Raw genomic sequence first — 16050 nt, 5'->3', positions numbered from 1 at the left:
ACGCAATTTTACATTATTCACCCCTAATATAGGTGATAAAGCGATTTCCATTTTCTTCGAACATCTGCTTCGAGTCATTCATTCCCTTTTTGTAAATCGTACCGGTAAGCGGGTCCATCAATACCGTATTGAGCTCGTTGAAGCCCACAATCAAAACTGCACTGCCGTCGTTTAAGGTTGCAAGCACCGGTATATCCTTATTGATATAATATAATATAGCGTCCAGACTGCATCCCGTCAAATCAAGAACCTGAACTCCCTCCAGATTGCTCTTCATAATATCCAGTATGTTTTCTCCCCGGTTTAAAAGATATTCCGAATTGCGCATTACGCCTTCATATTGCAGAATCGTATCCAGGCATATGGCAAGGCTGTTCTTTTCTTCGGTAATCGCCGCCTCTTTAATAGCCATGATCTGGTTCTTCAAGCTTCTGTTCCCCTTGATCCAGATATAATCGCCTCTTTCATTCACTACTATGCCGGAAAGCTCATAGGCCAGATTGACCGCGTTTCCTTCATCGGTGAAGATTCCTTCCACCCCGTCTTTTCCATATACAAAGTATCGGGGAGCTTCCGTTTCATTTTCTTCCAGCGCAATTTCCCTTCCACCCTCGAACAACACTTCCTTTGGTGTCAGCCATTTTAAGGTTTTCATATTGATATTGCTCTTTACAACTATCTGCACTATTTTTTCGAATTTGTCCGTAAGAACGGATTCCACCGTATTGTTTCCAGCAGTCTCTATCTTCGTATTTACGATCTGGTCGTTAGAAATCTCGGTATAGGCTCCTGTTTCCTCATCCTTCTCCAAACGCAAAAGGCTGATCTGATTGCCCTGAATCTCGCTGCCGACCACATAAATTCCCGGTTGCTCGTAAGTCTTAAGCACCTCTCCGCTTTCGTTTTGTATCTTGATATTATACATAGGAAATAGTATGCTTCCGGTGTTGTCCTGAACCACATCTGAGCTTTTAGCCAGACCGTATATCAAGTCCTCGTCCATAAAGCCCAATGGCGCGATATATTCCTCCGCTATTTCCGATTCCTCACTTGCGGCTATTTCTGTCTTTTCCTTTGTGTTCAGATTCATAAGTATCAGCTTTTTGCTGGCATATTGGTCTCCTCCGGTCTGCCATACCACCATCCGGTTGGAGTCCGACACTTTATAGCTGCCTTCTATCAGACCGGAAACCATGACCTCACAGGTACGGTCCTCCAGATTCACCGCATAAATGGAGCCCTCGTGCATAAAGAAGAAGATTGCCGACTTATTGATATAGGAAAGCTGCTCCAACTCTGCCTTCAGTATTTCGTAGGAGCCTGCACTGGGTATATAGGCCAGTTCTTCAATCGTGTTCAAAAGCCCGCTGAAATGATATACCGATATCCCGACCTCTCCTTCGTGCTTTCCGCGGTTCATATATCCGTAGACGATGAACTGGACATTTCCCGCCTCATCCACGTTCAATATCTTTATTTCGTGCTTCTCCCAAATGGTCCTTTCATCGTCATAATTTCCGTCATAAAAACTGAATAAGAGAGAAAGCTTATTGTCGGTAACATTATAACAGTATAGCCGGTTCCCGTCGGTAAACGCTACTACGTTTCCGCCATCGCTCTCAGCCAAATCAATGTCCTCAAGCCGGGTTATCCCCAGATCGATCTTATTATTGCTGTAAACATCTGCTTTCTCGTCAAAGATCTGCCTCATTGTCCTCTCGAAGTCCAGCAGGTAAATCCGGTCGGAGGTATAGCGTATCCAGTAGAATTCTTTGATTCGGTAAAGCTTTGTCTGCTTACCGTCCGCTATGGATACAAGATAATTCAGCTCCAGGGCTCCGGTCTGGGAGGCCAGTTCCTTTATTGTTATATCGGGCTCCGTTAATTTGTTTACGGACAAGTCTCCCCATGTAACCTGATTGAAGCTGCTGTGTATCGTCACCTTGCTGTAGGTCGTATTATCTCCGTCAGAATTGGATTCCAGATATTTGGTAAGCTCCTTCGCAGCCTCCTTATCGAAGGTTCTCCTATGAAAATCCAACACATAATCTACCTTTTCATCAGCAAAATAGTTTTCTGTCTGGATAATTCTCGTATAATAATAAATCGTCCTCCCATTGCCGTCGGCAAGGAGCAGCACGAGCATGTATTCCGTATCCTCTTCGATTAAATCTTTTATGGAGAATTCCGCCTCGATGGTCTCTTCCGTCTCCTGATATTCGGTAAGCTGGGTGCTCTCCACCAGCCTATCTCCGTCAATGCTTCGCACCTCAAAGGACAGCCCTTCTATCGTCTCCCCGTATTTATCCACGGCAATATTCACTTTTCTCCCTTGTCCGAGGGGCGTTATACTGTCCCTTTGGTAGCTGCTTTCCATGCTTCCCTTATATCCATGCAGACTGTTTACCTCTCTGCCGCCTACCACCATGTGGATAACCGGATATGTCGCCGGTCCCATTTCCATCGTCATCTCGGTATTGCCCTGGTTTGCCACCGCACTGATAATAAAAAGAGCTACAAAAAACACAGCCGCCAGATATAAACATTTTATCGCTGTTTTCTTCATTTTCCGTTTCCTTATTCTCCCGAAAGCAACGCGCCAGGCTAACTTGGCTTTGGTTACTGCTCGCGGGTCATTGACTTCATAATATAAATACTCCGTTTTACTGCATTAACTTCTGCAAGGTAGTTTCCACATTCATCAGGCCTGTCATTTTTTTCACATTCGTTTCTCTGTGTTTTCCGGCCTTCTCCGGTTTCCTTATCCCACGTATCAAAATGTTCTTGGGCGTATGCTCCATATCTATAAATTCCAGTATTTGTACTTCATAGCCTTGTTCTTCCAAAATATTGGCGCGTATCGCATCGGTAAGGAGTGCTGCCATCCGCTCCTTGATCAACCCGTATTTAAGTGCTGGGGCCAGCTCCTCGCATGCAATCTGCCTGTTCACCTCGTGCTGACAGCATGGAACAGATAAAATCACCTTAGCGTTCCATCCTACTGCTTTTGCCAGCGCATAATCGGTTGCAGTATCGCATGCGTGAAGGGTTACAACCATATCCACTTCCTGCGCCTCCTCAAAGGTGCTGATGTCTCCTTGTAAGAATCTTAAGCTCTCGTACCCATATTTTAAAGCGAAGGCATTACAGCGTAAGATCACGTCCTTTTTCAGATCCAGGCCTATAATCTCCACTTCTAATCCTTGTAATATCTTCAGATAATAGTATATGGCGAACGTAAGATATGACTTCCCGCATCCGAAATCGATGACTTTAATCGTTCTTCCTCTAGGAAGTGTGGGCAGAATATCCTCAATAAATTCCAAAAAACGGTTAATCTGCTTAAATTTATCATATCTGGACTTTACTACTTTTCCATCCAAGGTCTGAACCCCCAGATCCACGAGAAAAGGAACTACCTTTCCCTCCTCTAAAATATATGCTTTCACCCTGTTATGGGACAAATCGATTTTCTTCTGTCCTGCTGCCGCCTTTTTATTGATCGTTACTTTTCCTTTTTTGCTTACGAGCACGGTGGCCTTTAGTTGCGTAGTCTCTATCTCGCATTGGCGGAAATTTCCCGACATATGTGTCATAATCTGCACTATCAAAGCTTCCTTATCGAAATTCTCGTGAAATACCTGCGCTCCTATATATGTGGTTTCCTGAAAACACAATCTATCCTGCAATATTACAGGGCGTATCTTCACCTTACTCATGTTTTCCTTATCCGTCGGATTGCTTAAAATAATCTGGTACAGCCCTTCTCCGATTGCTTCCTGCAACAATTCTTCCATTTTTTATCCTCTTCCTAAACGTCTGGAACAGAAGTGTGCTTCGCACACCCACACGACTTAATACTTCGACAGCACAGCTTTTGTTCCGTGCGCGCAGTTGCGCATCCTGCCCGAAGGGCTTTTCTCTTATAGGACGTACTTTCCTATAAGAGTACAATAATATAGCCATGACAATTCATGCCATGACTATATTTTACTGACTTTACTATAAAACTACAACTAAAACTTTAAAATACCGCTATGGCTCCGATTATGTCTTCTCTTATAAACTTCATAGCAAAGAATAATCTGCACCACATCTGAAATCGAATCCAGTTTCTCTTGCGCAACAACCTCACCCGGCCTCGCATCTTCTTCCTGCTTTCTGATAACGTCTAAGATATTCTGGGATAGTCTGTACATCTGCCACTTATCGGGGTATTCGTCATAAATCATACTGCCTTCATAATCCAGCTTATCCAACATGCTGGCTACTACTTTCTGGTACTTTTTCGCCTCTATCGGATACATCTGCTGTAAGTACTCCAAATCTCTCATCGCCGTATCTTCTTCCTGATAATAGAGGGGCAGCGGATATGTCATATAAAAGGGCAAAATTCTTTGATTATACATGAGCAACTTCCTTTATAAAAAGATTATTTTTTATGTTATCATATGCGTTTTTCCCTTTTTTGACTTTCTCGCTTGACTTTTGTTTGGGGCAAGTGTAATATTTGAGCATATATACCTTTACTGCAAACCGTAATCAGCCGCGAGCTGTTACTCTCCTTTTTTCGCTTTGCGGCATTCTGGGAGGACGCATGACAAACCCTACTCTTTACCGTAAAAGAATCATGCCGGATGAGTGCATTTTACTGAAGGACGATATTATCGTCACATGTAACGATGAAGTAATCATTACCAAATGGAACGCTTTAAAGCCGAAAAAGAATCTGCACCACGGTTATTCCTGTTATTTTCTGGGGCAGGGCTTCAAGGTGAGCAAGTTCTACCGCGAGGACGGCTCTCTCTTATACTGGTACTGCGATATTGTGGAATATATTCATGACGAAGCCCAGAATACTTTGACTACCTTAGACCTGCTGGCGGACGTCATCATCTATCCCGACGGCTTCGTGAAAGTCGTGGATCTGGACGAGCTGGTTACTGCTTTGGACAAAGAATTGGTGCAGTGCGATTTGATAAAGAAATGCCTGCTTCGCCTAAATTGCCTGCTTCAGATTATATATGCCGGAAAGTTTTCTACCTTACAGAAATATATCGAGGATATTTTATAGATTAACAATAGGCACGACATTCCTTTGCTTTCAAAGAATTGTCATGCCTTTTTATGTTAAAGCCTAATAAAATACATGTCCTCCAATGTTAATGCCGCTCAGCCCTTCGATGGGAGTACGGAAATACACGCAGTTTCCGACATTGGTATTTCCCTTCATAGCATCATCCGCAGCCTGATAGCAGCTGGCCGTAGCCTTTCCCTCCGCCAAAGCGATTGCAAGCCGTCCGCTTGCCACGGGGGAAAACTGACTGCCCTGATAGATGACTCCAACCACCGAGTCCGGATAGACGGAGCTAAGTACACGATTAATAACGACCGCACCTACCGCCAGCTGTCCGGCATAGCCCTCACCGCCGGCTTCGCAATAAATGAGATTCGCAAGAAGATACCTGTCTCCCTCCGCAAAGCTTACCTCGGAAATATCTCTCCATGCCGACTGCGCCGCCAATTGGGAGAGTCGGATTTCTTCAGCAAGCTGCGCCTGAAGCTTGGCAATATTTTCTTCCTGCTCCTTTATGCTCTGCTCATATGCCAGAGCATCAGCTTCCGCCTGTGATATTTCAGTTTTCTTTCCGGCGATATTCGTGGCAGTCTGTCCTACCAGCCCGGATACCCGGCTTTTTTCCACTTCTACCTGAGCTTTATAGTCATCCAGCTCCTGCTTTTCTACCTTTAACTGTTTTTCCGCCGCCTCAATCTGCTCTTTCGTCTCCGTATATTCCTTAAGCTTCTTCCTGTCGTAAGCGGAAAGCTGATCGATATAATCGCTGCGATTGAGAAAATCGGAAAAATCCGCGGAGGCAAAAAGCATTTCCAGCATGACGTAATCCTGTGTTTCATAAATAAACTGAATCCGCTTTTTCATGCTCTCATATTGAAGCTCTTCCGTGGCCTTTGCATCTGCCAAGTCTTCCTTCGTCTGTTCTATCTCGGCTTCTTTATCGTCGATTTGCGCTTCCAGCTCCTCCAGGTTATTGCTGACCTCCTTCAACTGACTGTTGAGTGTATTCAGCGCTCCTTGAAGCGAGTCCTTTTCCTGATTCAAGTTCTGCAGGTCTTCCTGCGTCTGGTTCAAGTCAGACTGCGTCTGGCTTTTCTGATCCTGCGCTTCCTGCAGCTTTTTTCTGGTAGCATCTGTCGCATACGCAGTAGTCGCAGTTGTCATGGGTATTCCCCCTGCCAGCAATGCTGCGATGAGCACTGCCGCCATATTCTGTTTTCCTGTATGCTTCATTTATCCTACCCGCCTTGGCCCGGTGACCGAAAGGGTCCCCTTTACATTTCTAATTCTACTTTTCTGCCCGTCCTCTGGTACTGGTAATATCTCACTCCCGCCGCATCCAGCATCCGCTTGGATGCTCTGGTCGTGGGCGTATCCGCATATTTATCGCTGTCGTATACGATGGTCCTGATACCGGATTGAATAATGGCCTTCGCACACTCGTTGCAGGGAAAAAGCGACACGTATATCTTCGCCCCCTCCAAGCTGCCGCCCCGGTAATTCAATATGGCATTTAATTCGCTGTGCGTCACATAGGCATACTTAGTATCATATATATCGCCTTCTCTTTCCCATGGAAATTCATCGTCGGAACAGCCTGCCGGAAAACCGTTATATCCCATGGATAAAATCTTATTGTCCTCACTGACAATGCACGCCCCAACCTGAGTACTGGGGTCCTTGGATCTCATCCCCGAAAGCTTCGATACCCCCATAAAATACTCATCCCAGGAAATATAGTTTTTTCTCTTCATGTATCCCCCTTAGAAAAATCATTCTCATTTGGTTCCGAATATTCTGTCTCCCGCATCCCCCAGGCCGGGAACAATATATCCGTGATCGTTTAGTTTCTCGTCCAGTGCACCTACATACATGTCTACATCAGGATGAGTCTTCTTCATCTTCTCGATTCCCTCAGGCGCCGCAATAATGCACATGAAATGAATGTTCTTGCAGCCTTTATCTTTTAGCATCTGAATCGCCGCTACGGAAGAACCTCCCGTCGCCAGCATCGGATCCACTACGAACACTTCCCTTTCCGCACAGTCAGCCGGAAGCTTACAGTAATATTCCACCGGATTTAAAGTCTCCGGATCGCGGTATAGGCCGATATGCCCAACCTTTGCCGCCGGAATCAGTGTCAGCATACCATCCACCATACCGAGTCCCGCGCGAAGAATCGGAACGATCGCCATCTTCTTTCCTTTCAACGCTTTTGCCGTGGCGGTGCAGATGGGAGTTTCTATTTTCACATCGGAAAGCTGCAAATCCCTTGTAGCCTCATAGCAGATTAACATGGCAATCTCACCAATTGTCTGTCTGAAATCCTTCGTCCCGGTATCTCTTCTCCTGATATAACCGATTTTGTGCTGAATTAACGGGTGATCCATAATTACTACCTTTGCCATTGTAATACCTCCTGTGTATGCTGTTACATTTTTATATTTAATTTAATTCAAAAGTTCATCTTCGATTGCCGCGATCTTGGTGATTCTCCGGCAGTGTTTCTCTTCTCCGGAAAATTCCGTATGGAGAAACGTATCCACAATTCCAAGCGCCAGATTGGTACCTACGATACCCGCTCCGAGGGCGAGCATATTGGCATCATTGTGTTCTTTTGTCAGCCTTGCGGAAACCGTATCCGAGCAAAGCGCACAACGAATACCCTTGACCTTGTTCGCCGTGATGGATATTCCAATTCCTGTGGTGCAGATGACGATTCCCGTCTCGCACTCTCCCGACGCTACTGCCTCTGCCGCAGCACGTCCGTACTCGGGATAATCGCAGGAATCCAGGCTATTGCTGCCAAAATCCTTGTATGCAATACCCTGCGCTTCCAAATATTTAATAACTTCCAGTTTCAGACCATATCCTCCATGGTCACATCCTAATGCGATAGACATAAGCGCCTCCTTATTTATACTGTTCTACATATTTTCTATATGATGTCCTGCCGCTTTCAGCAGCCGGTTCATAATAGCTTGTCCAATTCCCCCATTTTCCGAAGTCTCATCGAAGGCCTCAGAATAGATCACCGTTACATCCTCATCGTCAAACTCACGCAGTATCCGATAAAGCGCCCTTGCGATGGACTCCTCGTCCTCCCGCCTTCCCGCACTTTTTACGCTATCTGCACTGTAAAGGGAAACGGTGGCATCCGTCCCGATAATTCCGACCTTTTCTCCCATTTTCCGCATGCTCAATGCCCTGTCATTTATCTCCCGGACCACTTTCTCCTGAAGCCCTGCGATAATGGTCAGCCTGCCTTTAGGCGCGTAATGTCTGTACTTCATTCCCGGCGCCTTTGGCGCCTTTTCCAAGCTATCGCCTAATATAGTTCCATCCACTTTCACTTCGCCCAGAACCTTTTCTAACATTTCCTTCGTAATGTAACCGGGACGCAGTATCATGGGAGTCTCTTCCGTCAGATCCACAATTGTGGACTCTAATCCGATGCCCACCTCACCGCCGTCGATGATCATCTCTATTCTGCCATCCATATCCTCCGCCACATATTTCGCGATGGTAGGGCTTGGCTTGCCGGAGATATTGGCGCTTGGCGCTGCAATATATCCTCCGGACGCTTCTATGAAGGCCAGTGCCGTTCTATGCTCCGGCATACGAATAGCCACCGTGTCTAATCCACCGGTGGTGGCATAAGGCACCTTATCCGATTTATTCAATATGATAGTGAGGGGACCGGGCCAAAAAGCCTCTGCAAGCAGCTTCGCCGCCTGCGTTACCTCTTTTACGATAGGATCCATATCCTCCAGCTTACAAATATGGACGATAAGCGGATTGTCCGAGGGCCTGCCCTTGGCACGATATATTTTCCCCGAAGATTCCTCATTCAATGCGTCTCCCCCGAGCCCATATACGGTTTCTGTAGGAAAGGCCACCAGACCGCCGGCTTTAATAATATCTCCGGCTTGTTTTAAAGCTTCATAATCTATATTTTGTTCATCCATACGGATTGTTTTTGTATCCATTTAAGTTCACCCCGTATAGTATACCACAATCGTTTTTTTTTGTCTCTATTTATGTATGGTAAATTGCAACAACAGGGAGACCGCCATTTCTATTTTTGTGAATTCAGGTACTGCAATACCCCCATATGTACCGCCCAAGCCGCCTTTTCCTGATAAACCTCCGTTTTCAACTTCTCCGCCTCTTCTCTATTGGAGAGAAATCCGCACTCCACGATAACAATAGGAACCGATGTCTTTTTTAATAGGTAATAACTGTCATTTGCCTTTGCTTCCCGCTTATTTTCGGGGTCCAGATTAATCACAAAACGGTTTTGTATCAGCTTCGCAAGCGCCTTCCCCGTTTCACTGCCGGTATAATAGAAAACCTGAGCACCGTGGACATATTCTTCCTGATAACTATTCTGATGAATACTTACCACAATTTTCGGCTGAGCCTCTTCAATAATAGCAATCCGCCGCTTCATGTCCTGAACCTTTTTATTGGAAGCATTCTCATCATACAGGCCGCCCTCGTCCGTCCTCGTCATAACTACTTTTATGTCCTGCGCTTCGAGAAATTTCTTCAAGCGATTGGCGATTTGAAGATTCAGATCCTTTTCCAAGGCTCCATTAATTCCTACCTTACCCGGATCCGCTCCTCCGTGCCCCGCATCGATGACGACACAGATTTCCTCGGAGCTGTCCCCTCCTTTCCCCGAGATAACTTTGTCCGCATTAACATAGGCGGCACTCTCCCTTGCCACAAAATACATTGACACCAGGAGAATTACCGCCATCACAATACTTAAAATTTTTTTCTGTTTTTCATCTATCATTGATATCCCGCTCATATTCCTGCCGTTACTTCAATCTATGAAATATAAGAAAGAAAAATGAACACTTTCTATTGGTTCAGGTAATTCCCGATCACATCCCATACAGATGCTTTCTCGAATCCCAATTTCCACTCGGCTACGCCGGCGATATTATACTTCTGCATAATGTTTAACTTGACCTCTATGGACTGCTCGTCCTCCAGCCATACCTGATAGAAGCTGTCACCTTCTTGTATCTCTCCGTAGTTTTGACAGGTCTCCTCATCCCACCTCGTCTCGATGTTATGATTTAACACGAATTCCTCCGCAAGATCCATTCCCACCGCCTGGCTGGTAAGTTCGGCTCCCTTTGTTTCCCATATTCTCGTGTAGAAAGGAATTGCGTTGATTACCTTTTCGGGAGGAACCTGCTCCACCGTCTTCTTGATCCCATTCTCCACAAACCCGATGGAGGCTACACTGCCTGCTTCGGAACTTCCCTTATAATATTCATCGTAGCCCATGATGACTACATAGTCCGCCACAACTCCCTGCTCCGCCCTGTCATAATGGTCCGTATAGCCTGTCGGAACATAATTATCCACCGAAAGCACTATTCCATTAGCTCTGCAGGCAACAGACAGTTCCCTGATAAACTGTATGAAATGATCACCCGCATCCTGACTGATTTCCTCGAAGTCCACATTGATTCCGTCCAAGCCATATTCCAGAGTCGTACTTATCAAATTTTCAATGAGATAGGTGCGTTTGCTCGTATAGGATAAGACCTCGTACGTGTCTACCGTTTCCTTATTAGTAAAGTTATCTATAAGTCCCCATACCTCTATTCCCTGCTCATGCGCTTTTGTCACATAATCCTTGGTAGCAAAGCTGGTAAAGTTCCCGTCATTATCGCTTAGCGCGAACCATGTAGGCGAAATCGTATTGATTCCCTTGGTTCCCGCCAAAGCGGAATCGAGTGTGTCATTACCCGCAGTTCCTGCAACGGCATGCCATGCCAAATTGATTTTATAGGGCTTGGAAATATTCGTATATACCGGCTCCTCATAGTCCGTAACCGGAATAGGCGACAGGGAACCGTAATTATCCAGCTGCTTGTTCTCCACATAACCGATAAAGGCATCAGAAGTCTTTACCTTGCTCCATTTTTCCATTTCCTCGATGACTACCACAGTGTCACCCTCAGCCACATCCTTTAAAATCGGACTCTTGACTCCGCCCTGATAGCGCACTGCCGTATCCTTGATAAGCTGCGCCGTCTTACGTTCCTCCCACTTCGTATAAATTTGCATACGGTTCGGATCCGTAAAGGTTTCATATGAAAAATTGGCATATTTTTTCACATAGTCTATAGCTATATAGAAGGTATCTCCTTCGTATCTGGAAATGACATATTCCTCGGAAACATCGCCGGCTGACGTGCTGTACTGAGAAGAGCCTATTTCACTTCGCACCGTCTCCTGCGGCAGGGTAAGCAGCAGCAAGCCTTCGTTCTCATCCTGGTAAAATCTGTCATTAAAGTATTTGTGAACCGTCGCCAAATCGAGGTAATATGTTCCCTCGATCAGCCTGGCAGATTCCTCGATCAGCTCGTCCTGCAAAACGATAGGCACCTCGTCGGCGCTCTCTATAGAAAAATATTCGTCGAGATTCTCCCTCTCCTTCGAATACGAGTATTTATCCGCAATTTTTATACCAACGCTTATTGCAATAACCACGATAATAAGGACGACCGCAGTTATTACCGGAATCAATTTCTTCATTTAACCAGCTCCCTTCCAATCGTCCTTTATTATAACAAACTATTCTAATACCGTCATTACCAAATTTGACTTTTTAATACTTTTTTGTCGGCTTTTTATTTTGTTTCTTTCGGCACCTATTTCACTGCACCTTACAGTCTCGGGGGTCTTCCTGTTTGATGCAACAAAGCCTAAGCTTATCTTTGCGCAGAGAATTATTGTTACCGTTTGTATGACCAACAGCAAAACCGTGATATATTTTTTATAAATTTTCTTATACTTTTTGATAAATTGACGATAATAGACAGTGACGGAATGTCTGGACGCGTATCAAATAAATGGTATAAAAATAAAATTGTCCTGTTAAAAAAACTACATGCGAATTATAATATTGTGAAAATTAGTTGGAAAATTTTATTTGACGGACAAGCACATAAGCTTGTAAGACATCCTCCATACTATAAGATAGAAGGATAAGAATTGAAATATTAAATCACTATTAAATCTGTGAAAGATATTCCAATATATGCTTTAAAATGATACAATAAATATATAAAACTGCCATGCCTCCTTTCGATACTAATTATCCAGAGACATCCCGCAGTAGTAATTATAACCAGTTTTTCCGGATATTTCAAGTAAAACTTGAAAGAAAATCCATTTTTTATTAAAATTTTTTAAACACTGAATCAACTCTATTGACTTAAACTTACGTTAAGTATAATATACATTTAACTGTAAAGTATTATTCTTTAGGGTTAATAGGTTCAGGTTAGTCACAAGATAAAACAATGGCAGTATCTTATAGTAAGGATGTGATAACATGAAAATTGAAAAAGTTAACGACCATCAGATTCGCTGTACACTTACCAGAGAAGATTTAGCCGACCGTGAATTAAAGATCAGTGAACTCGCATACGGAACCGAAAAAGCGAAAAATCTGTTTCGAGATATGATGCAGCAAGCATCCTTTGAATTTGGATTCGAGGCTGAGGATATTCCGCTGATGATAGAAGCAATTCCACTGAATTCAGACTGTATCGTTCTTATCATTACAAAGGTGGAGGACCCGGAAGAACTGGATACGCGTTTTTCCAAATTTGCTCCTTCAGTTCACGATACGGAAGAAGAACTCGATGAAATGATAGACAGTCTTTCCGAAGGTGCGGATGACGTACTTGATTTGTTCAAAAAGATTCACGATGGTAAATTTTCAGGCGCGCAGGAAGATACGGATGAAGTTACTGCGAATCCAGACAGATCGCAAAAGAAAGTCGCCAGGAAACCGGATTTCTCCATTCATGAGAATCAGGACTTGACCAGAATCTTCTCCTTCGATTCCCTCGGCGTGGTTGCTCGGATTTCTCACGTGCTGGCCCCAAACTACAGCGGAAGCAATTCCCTATACAAAAATGACACCAATCGCCGTTATGTGCTGTTAGTAGCAAAAGGCAGTCATACTCCGGTTGAATTTAACAAAATATGTAATATTTTATCCGAATACGGAACCAGTGAAAAATATGCTCTGGCTAGTGAAGCATATTTGGAAGAACATTTTGAACCCATTATAAAAAATAATGCCATACAGTCGCTAAGTCAAATATAAGTACAAATGAAAGAGGTGTATCGGATTACCGGCACACCTCTTTTTCATATGAACTTTATACCGCTGCAACTTTTTCCATCAGGTCATCTATTTGTATGCCATGAACCATAGCTGCTTCTTCCAATGTTTCTCCCTGAGCGGAAGGACAACCTAAGCAGTGCATTCCTATTTCCATAAGAATAGGTGCCACATTAGGATTTATTCTCAATATTTCACCAATTGTCATATCCTTAGTTATCTCTGCCATCTTTTCTACCTCCTTTTGTATAAAAAATGTTTTCTGGGAAAACTACTAATAGTATAATACTTTCTCCTCCTTCTGGCAACCTATTCCGAATTCTTAATAATATTAACAAAAAGTTTATATTTAAACTGTCATAACGTGTGAATGTACCTAAAAAAGTACATTCCGTCGCTTGACTCAGCAAGAGGCTTTCACTTATAATAAGTGTGCCCGAATTGCATAATTAAAAAACTAATCATATAACAAAGTAGGAGGCTTATTTAAAATGAGACCAGAATGGAAAGACTTTGTAGGCGGCAAATGGGAAAATGAGGTCAATGTTCGCGACTTCATCCAGAAAAACTATCATCCTTATGACGGAGATGAATCCTTTTTAGCTGACGCTACACAAAACACAAAAGATTTATGGAACATGGTACTTGATTTGCAGAAGAAAGAGCGTGAAGCCGGCGGTGTTCTCGATATGGACACTAAGGTTGTATCCACCATCACTTCTCACGGACCGGGTTACTTGGACAAGAGCAAAGAGACGATCGTCGGTTTCCAGACAGACAAACCGTTCAAACGTTCTTTACAGCCTTATGGCGGTATCCGCATGGCAGAAAAAGCTTGCTCCGATAACGGCTACGAAGTAGATCCCGAAATCAGCGAATTCTTCTCTACTCATAGAAAAACACACAATGCCGGCTGCTTCGACGCTTACAACGAAGATATGAGAGCATGCCGTTCTTCCCATATTATCACAGGACTTCCAGATGCTTACGGACGCGGACGTATCATTGGCGATTACAGACGTGTCGCTTTATACGGCATCGACCGATTAATTGAAGACAAACTTGTTCAGAAGGACTCTACCGGACGCGTTATGACCGATGATGTTATGCGCCTTCGCGAAGAGATTTCCGAGCAGATCGTAGCTCTTAAAATGATGAAAAAAATGGCTGCTTCTTACGGATGCGATATTTCCAATCCGGCTACTAATGTAAAAGAAGCTATTCAGGCGACTTACTTCGGATATTTATGTGCGGTAAAAGAGCAGAATGGTGCTGCTATGTCTCTCGGACGTACTTCTACCTTCATCGACTGCTTCGCAGAAAGAGACTTGGCAAACGGAACCTTTACCGAAGAGCAGATTCAGGAATTTATTGACCACTTCATTATGAAGTTAAGATGCGTGAAATTCGCCCGTACTCCTGAGTACAACCAGATTTTCGCAGGCGACCCCGTATGGGTGACAGAATCCATCGGCGGTGTTGGTGTTGACGGACGTCACCTGGTATCGAAAAGTTCTTTCCGTTATTTACACACACTGACTACCTTAGGTGCTTCTCCGGAACCGAACCTGACTGTTCTCTGGTCCACAAGACTTCCTGAGAACTTCAAGAGATACTGCGCTAAAATGTCTATTCAGACTTCTTCCATACAGTATGAAAACGATGACCTTATGAGAGTGACACATGCGGATGATTACGGTATCGCATGCTGCGTATCTTCCATGGTAATCGGTAAGGAAATGCAGTTCTTCGGCGCACGTGCTAACCTCGCAAAATGTTTGCTCTATGCTTTGAACGGCGGTGTAGACGAAGTGACAAAGAAACAGGTCGGCCCGAAATACCGCAAGATAGAAGGCGATGTTCTTGATTACGATGATGTAATAGGAAAGTTTTCAGATATGATGGAATGGCAGGCAGACGTATATGTTAATACTTTGAACGTTATCCACTATATGCATGACAAATACTGCTATGAAAGAGCACAGATGGCTCTTCATGACAGGGATGTAAAGCGTTATTTCGCAACTGGTATCGCGGGCTTGTCCATCGTTGCCGATTCCTTATCCGCAATCAAATATGCGAAGGTTGAAGTCATCAGAGACGAAGACGGAATCATCGTAGACTTCAAGACCACTGGTGATTTCCCGAAATATGGTAACGACGATGACCGCGTAGACAAGATTGCTCACGACATCGTTTCCAAATTCATGACTGCTATCAGAAGACATCACACTTACAGAAATGGGGTTCCTACCATGTCCGTACTTACAATTACTTCTAATGTAACCTACGGCAAGGCTACCGGAAACACTCCGGACGGACGTAAGAAAGGCCAGCCTTTCGCCCCCGGCGCTAACCCGATGCACGGACGCGATACACATGGTGCTATCGCCTCTCTGTCTTCCGTTGCAAAGCTTCCTTTCGAAGATGCACAGGATGGTATCTCTAATACCTTCTCTATCGTCCCGGGAGCTCTCGGTAAAGAGGATAAGGTATTTGCAGGCGACATCGATTTAGATTTAAATAGCTAATTATATTATAAAGCGAAATAAGAAAGGGGTTCGTTATGGACGAGAAAACAATGATTGACGATATTGTAAAGATGTTGGATTCCGGCATGCTTCAAGGTATAGGTCATATAAACGTGGATGTAGACAATTCTCAGGAAGAATCGAAAAACGTTCAGACCTTGGGATGTACAGACTGTTCCAGAACCCCGTTAGCATGCAGTGTTCCTACCTTGGAGCAGGGCTTGGACGACTATCGATAAAGAGAAATTTCAATGATGATTTTTCCATCACGA

The 16050-nt window shown here is 44.2% G+C and carries 15 protein-coding genes; 4 read left to right on the top strand and 11 right to left on the bottom strand.

All coding sequences use genetic code 11. The features are described from left to right. Positions 1-13: 13 nt before the first annotated feature. From V6984_RS01925 to V6984_RS01915, 3 genes are all read right to left on the bottom strand, one after another. Positions 14-2566, bottom strand: a complete 2553-nt coding sequence (locus tag V6984_RS01925; protein WP_342758135.1) for a hypothetical protein — start codon at positions 2564-2566, stop codon at positions 14-16. A gap of 97 nt (positions 2567-2663) precedes the next feature. Beyond that, positions 2664-3797: an SAM-dependent methyltransferase gene (locus tag V6984_RS01920; protein WP_342758134.1), complete on the bottom strand. Its 1134-nt coding sequence runs from the start codon at positions 3795-3797 to the stop codon at positions 2664-2666. A gap of 219 nt (positions 3798-4016) precedes the next feature. Continuing rightward, complete coding sequence (locus V6984_RS01915) at positions 4017-4409, bottom strand: hypothetical protein (protein WP_342758133.1); 393 nt, start codon at positions 4407-4409, stop codon at positions 4017-4019. A gap of 188 nt (positions 4410-4597) precedes the next feature. On the opposite strand from V6984_RS01915, the gene V6984_RS01910 reads away from it, so the two are divergent. Next, positions 4598-5074, top strand: coding sequence for a DUF402 domain-containing protein (locus tag V6984_RS01910; protein WP_342758132.1), 477 nt, complete (start codon positions 4598-4600; stop codon positions 5072-5074). A 63-nt stretch (positions 5075-5137) separates the two neighbouring features. Here V6984_RS01910 and V6984_RS01905 read toward each other — a convergent pair whose 3' ends face one another. The 7 genes from V6984_RS01905 to V6984_RS01875 form a co-directional block, all read right to left on the bottom strand. Beyond that, a complete protein-coding gene (locus tag V6984_RS01905; RefSeq protein ID WP_342758131.1) occupies positions 5138-6310 on the bottom strand; it encodes a cell wall hydrolase in 1173 nt (390 codons plus the stop codon). Positions 6311-6351: 41 nt separating this feature from the next. Beyond that, positions 6352-6831, bottom strand: coding sequence for a dCMP deaminase family protein (locus tag V6984_RS01900; protein ID WP_342758130.1), 480 nt, complete (start codon positions 6829-6831; stop codon positions 6352-6354). Between the two features lie 24 nt (positions 6832-6855). Then, on the bottom strand, positions 6856-7485 hold the full coding sequence (upp, locus tag V6984_RS01895) for a uracil phosphoribosyltransferase (protein WP_342758129.1): 630 nt from the start codon (positions 7483-7485) through the stop codon (positions 6856-6858). A gap of 42 nt (positions 7486-7527) precedes the next feature. Then, entirely contained in the window at positions 7528-7980 is a 453-nt protein-coding gene (rpiB, locus tag V6984_RS01890) for a ribose 5-phosphate isomerase B (RefSeq protein WP_342758128.1), read from the bottom strand. 24 nt (positions 7981-8004) lie between these two features. Next, a complete protein-coding gene (locus tag V6984_RS01885) occupies positions 8005-9066 on the bottom strand; it encodes an L-threonylcarbamoyladenylate synthase (RefSeq protein ID WP_342758127.1) in 1062 nt (353 codons plus the stop codon). Positions 9067-9155: 89 nt separating this feature from the next. Next, positions 9156-9896: an N-acetylmuramoyl-L-alanine amidase gene (locus V6984_RS01880; protein WP_342758126.1), complete on the bottom strand. Its 741-nt coding sequence runs from the start codon at positions 9894-9896 to the stop codon at positions 9156-9158. A gap of 53 nt (positions 9897-9949) precedes the next feature. After that, a complete protein-coding gene (locus V6984_RS01875) occupies positions 9950-11644 on the bottom strand; it encodes a glycosyl hydrolase family 18 protein (RefSeq protein ID WP_342758125.1) in 1695 nt (564 codons plus the stop codon). An 802-nt stretch (positions 11645-12446) separates the two neighbouring features. Here V6984_RS01875 and V6984_RS01870 point away from each other — a divergent pair. After that, on the top strand, positions 12447-13229 hold the full coding sequence (locus tag V6984_RS01870; protein WP_342758124.1) for an adaptor protein MecA: 783 nt from the start codon (positions 12447-12449) through the stop codon (positions 13227-13229). A 55-nt stretch (positions 13230-13284) separates the two neighbouring features. Here the strand turns inward: V6984_RS01870 and V6984_RS01865 are convergent, their stop codons facing one another. Then, positions 13285-13476 carry a DUF1858 domain-containing protein gene (locus tag V6984_RS01865; protein WP_342758123.1) on the bottom strand — a complete coding sequence of 64 codons (192 nt, stop codon included), beginning with the start codon at positions 13474-13476 and terminating at the stop codon, positions 13285-13287. Between the two features lie 262 nt (positions 13477-13738). Here V6984_RS01865 and pflB point away from each other — a divergent pair, with 262 nt between their 5' ends. Both pflB and V6984_RS01855 read left to right on the top strand, forming a co-directional pair. Beyond that, complete coding sequence (pflB, locus tag V6984_RS01860) at positions 13739-15778, top strand: formate C-acetyltransferase (protein ID WP_342758122.1); 2040 nt, start codon at positions 13739-13741, stop codon at positions 15776-15778. Positions 15779-15813: 35 nt separating this feature from the next. Beyond that, positions 15814-16017, top strand: coding sequence for a hypothetical protein (locus V6984_RS01855; protein WP_342758121.1), 204 nt, complete (start codon positions 15814-15816; stop codon positions 16015-16017). Positions 16018-16050: the final 33 nt, after the last annotated feature.

Origin of the sequence: Kineothrix sp. IPX-CK (assembly GCF_039134705.1) — a bacterium.
In the GTDB taxonomy this organism is placed as follows: domain Bacteria; phylum Bacillota; class Clostridia; order Lachnospirales; family Lachnospiraceae; genus Kineothrix; species Kineothrix sedimenti.
Note: the sequence above shows the minus strand (reverse complement) of the source record. Positions and strands in the feature narration are given on the sequence as shown.

Bases quoted from the DNA above. Each gene is read 5' to 3' on its own strand.
- V6984_RS01925 (WP_342758135.1), bottom strand. From the start codon at position 2,566: ATGAAGAAAACAGCGATAAAATGTTTATATCTGGCGGCTGTGTTTTTT.
- V6984_RS01920 (WP_342758134.1), bottom strand. From the start codon at position 3,797: ATGGAAGAATTGTTGCAGGAAGCAATCGGAGAAGGGCTGTACCAGATT.
- V6984_RS01910 (WP_342758132.1), top strand. From the start codon at position 4,598: ATGACAAACCCTACTCTTTACCGTAAAAGAATCATGCCGGATGAGTGC.
- V6984_RS01915 (WP_342758133.1), bottom strand. From the start codon at position 4,409: ATGTATAATCAAAGAATTTTGCCCTTTTATATGACATATCCGCTGCCC.
- V6984_RS01875 (WP_342758125.1), bottom strand. From the start codon at position 11,644: ATGAAGAAATTGATTCCGGTAATAACTGCGGTCGTCCTTATTATCGTG.
- V6984_RS01900 (WP_342758130.1), bottom strand. From the start codon at position 6,831: ATGAAGAGAAAAAACTATATTTCCTGGGATGAGTATTTTATGGGGGTA.
- V6984_RS01905 (WP_342758131.1), bottom strand. From the start codon at position 6,310: ATGAAGCATACAGGAAAACAGAATATGGCGGCAGTGCTCATCGCAGCA.
- V6984_RS01870 (WP_342758124.1), top strand. From the start codon at position 12,447: ATGAAAATTGAAAAAGTTAACGACCATCAGATTCGCTGTACACTTACC.
- upp (WP_342758129.1), bottom strand. From the start codon at position 7,485: ATGGCAAAGGTAGTAATTATGGATCACCCGTTAATTCAGCACAAAATC.
- pflB (WP_342758122.1), top strand. From the start codon at position 13,739: ATGAGACCAGAATGGAAAGACTTTGTAGGCGGCAAATGGGAAAATGAG.
- rpiB (WP_342758128.1), bottom strand. From the start codon at position 7,980: ATGTCTATCGCATTAGGATGTGACCATGGAGGATATGGTCTGAAACTG.
- V6984_RS01880 (WP_342758126.1), bottom strand. From the start codon at position 9,896: ATGAGCGGGATATCAATGATAGATGAAAAACAGAAAAAAATTTTAAGT.
- V6984_RS01865 (WP_342758123.1), bottom strand. From the start codon at position 13,476: ATGGCAGAGATAACTAAGGATATGACAATTGGTGAAATATTGAGAATA.
- V6984_RS01855 (WP_342758121.1), top strand. From the start codon at position 15,814: ATGGACGAGAAAACAATGATTGACGATATTGTAAAGATGTTGGATTCC.
- V6984_RS01885 (WP_342758127.1), bottom strand. From the start codon at position 9,066: ATGGATACAAAAACAATCCGTATGGATGAACAAAATATAGATTATGAA.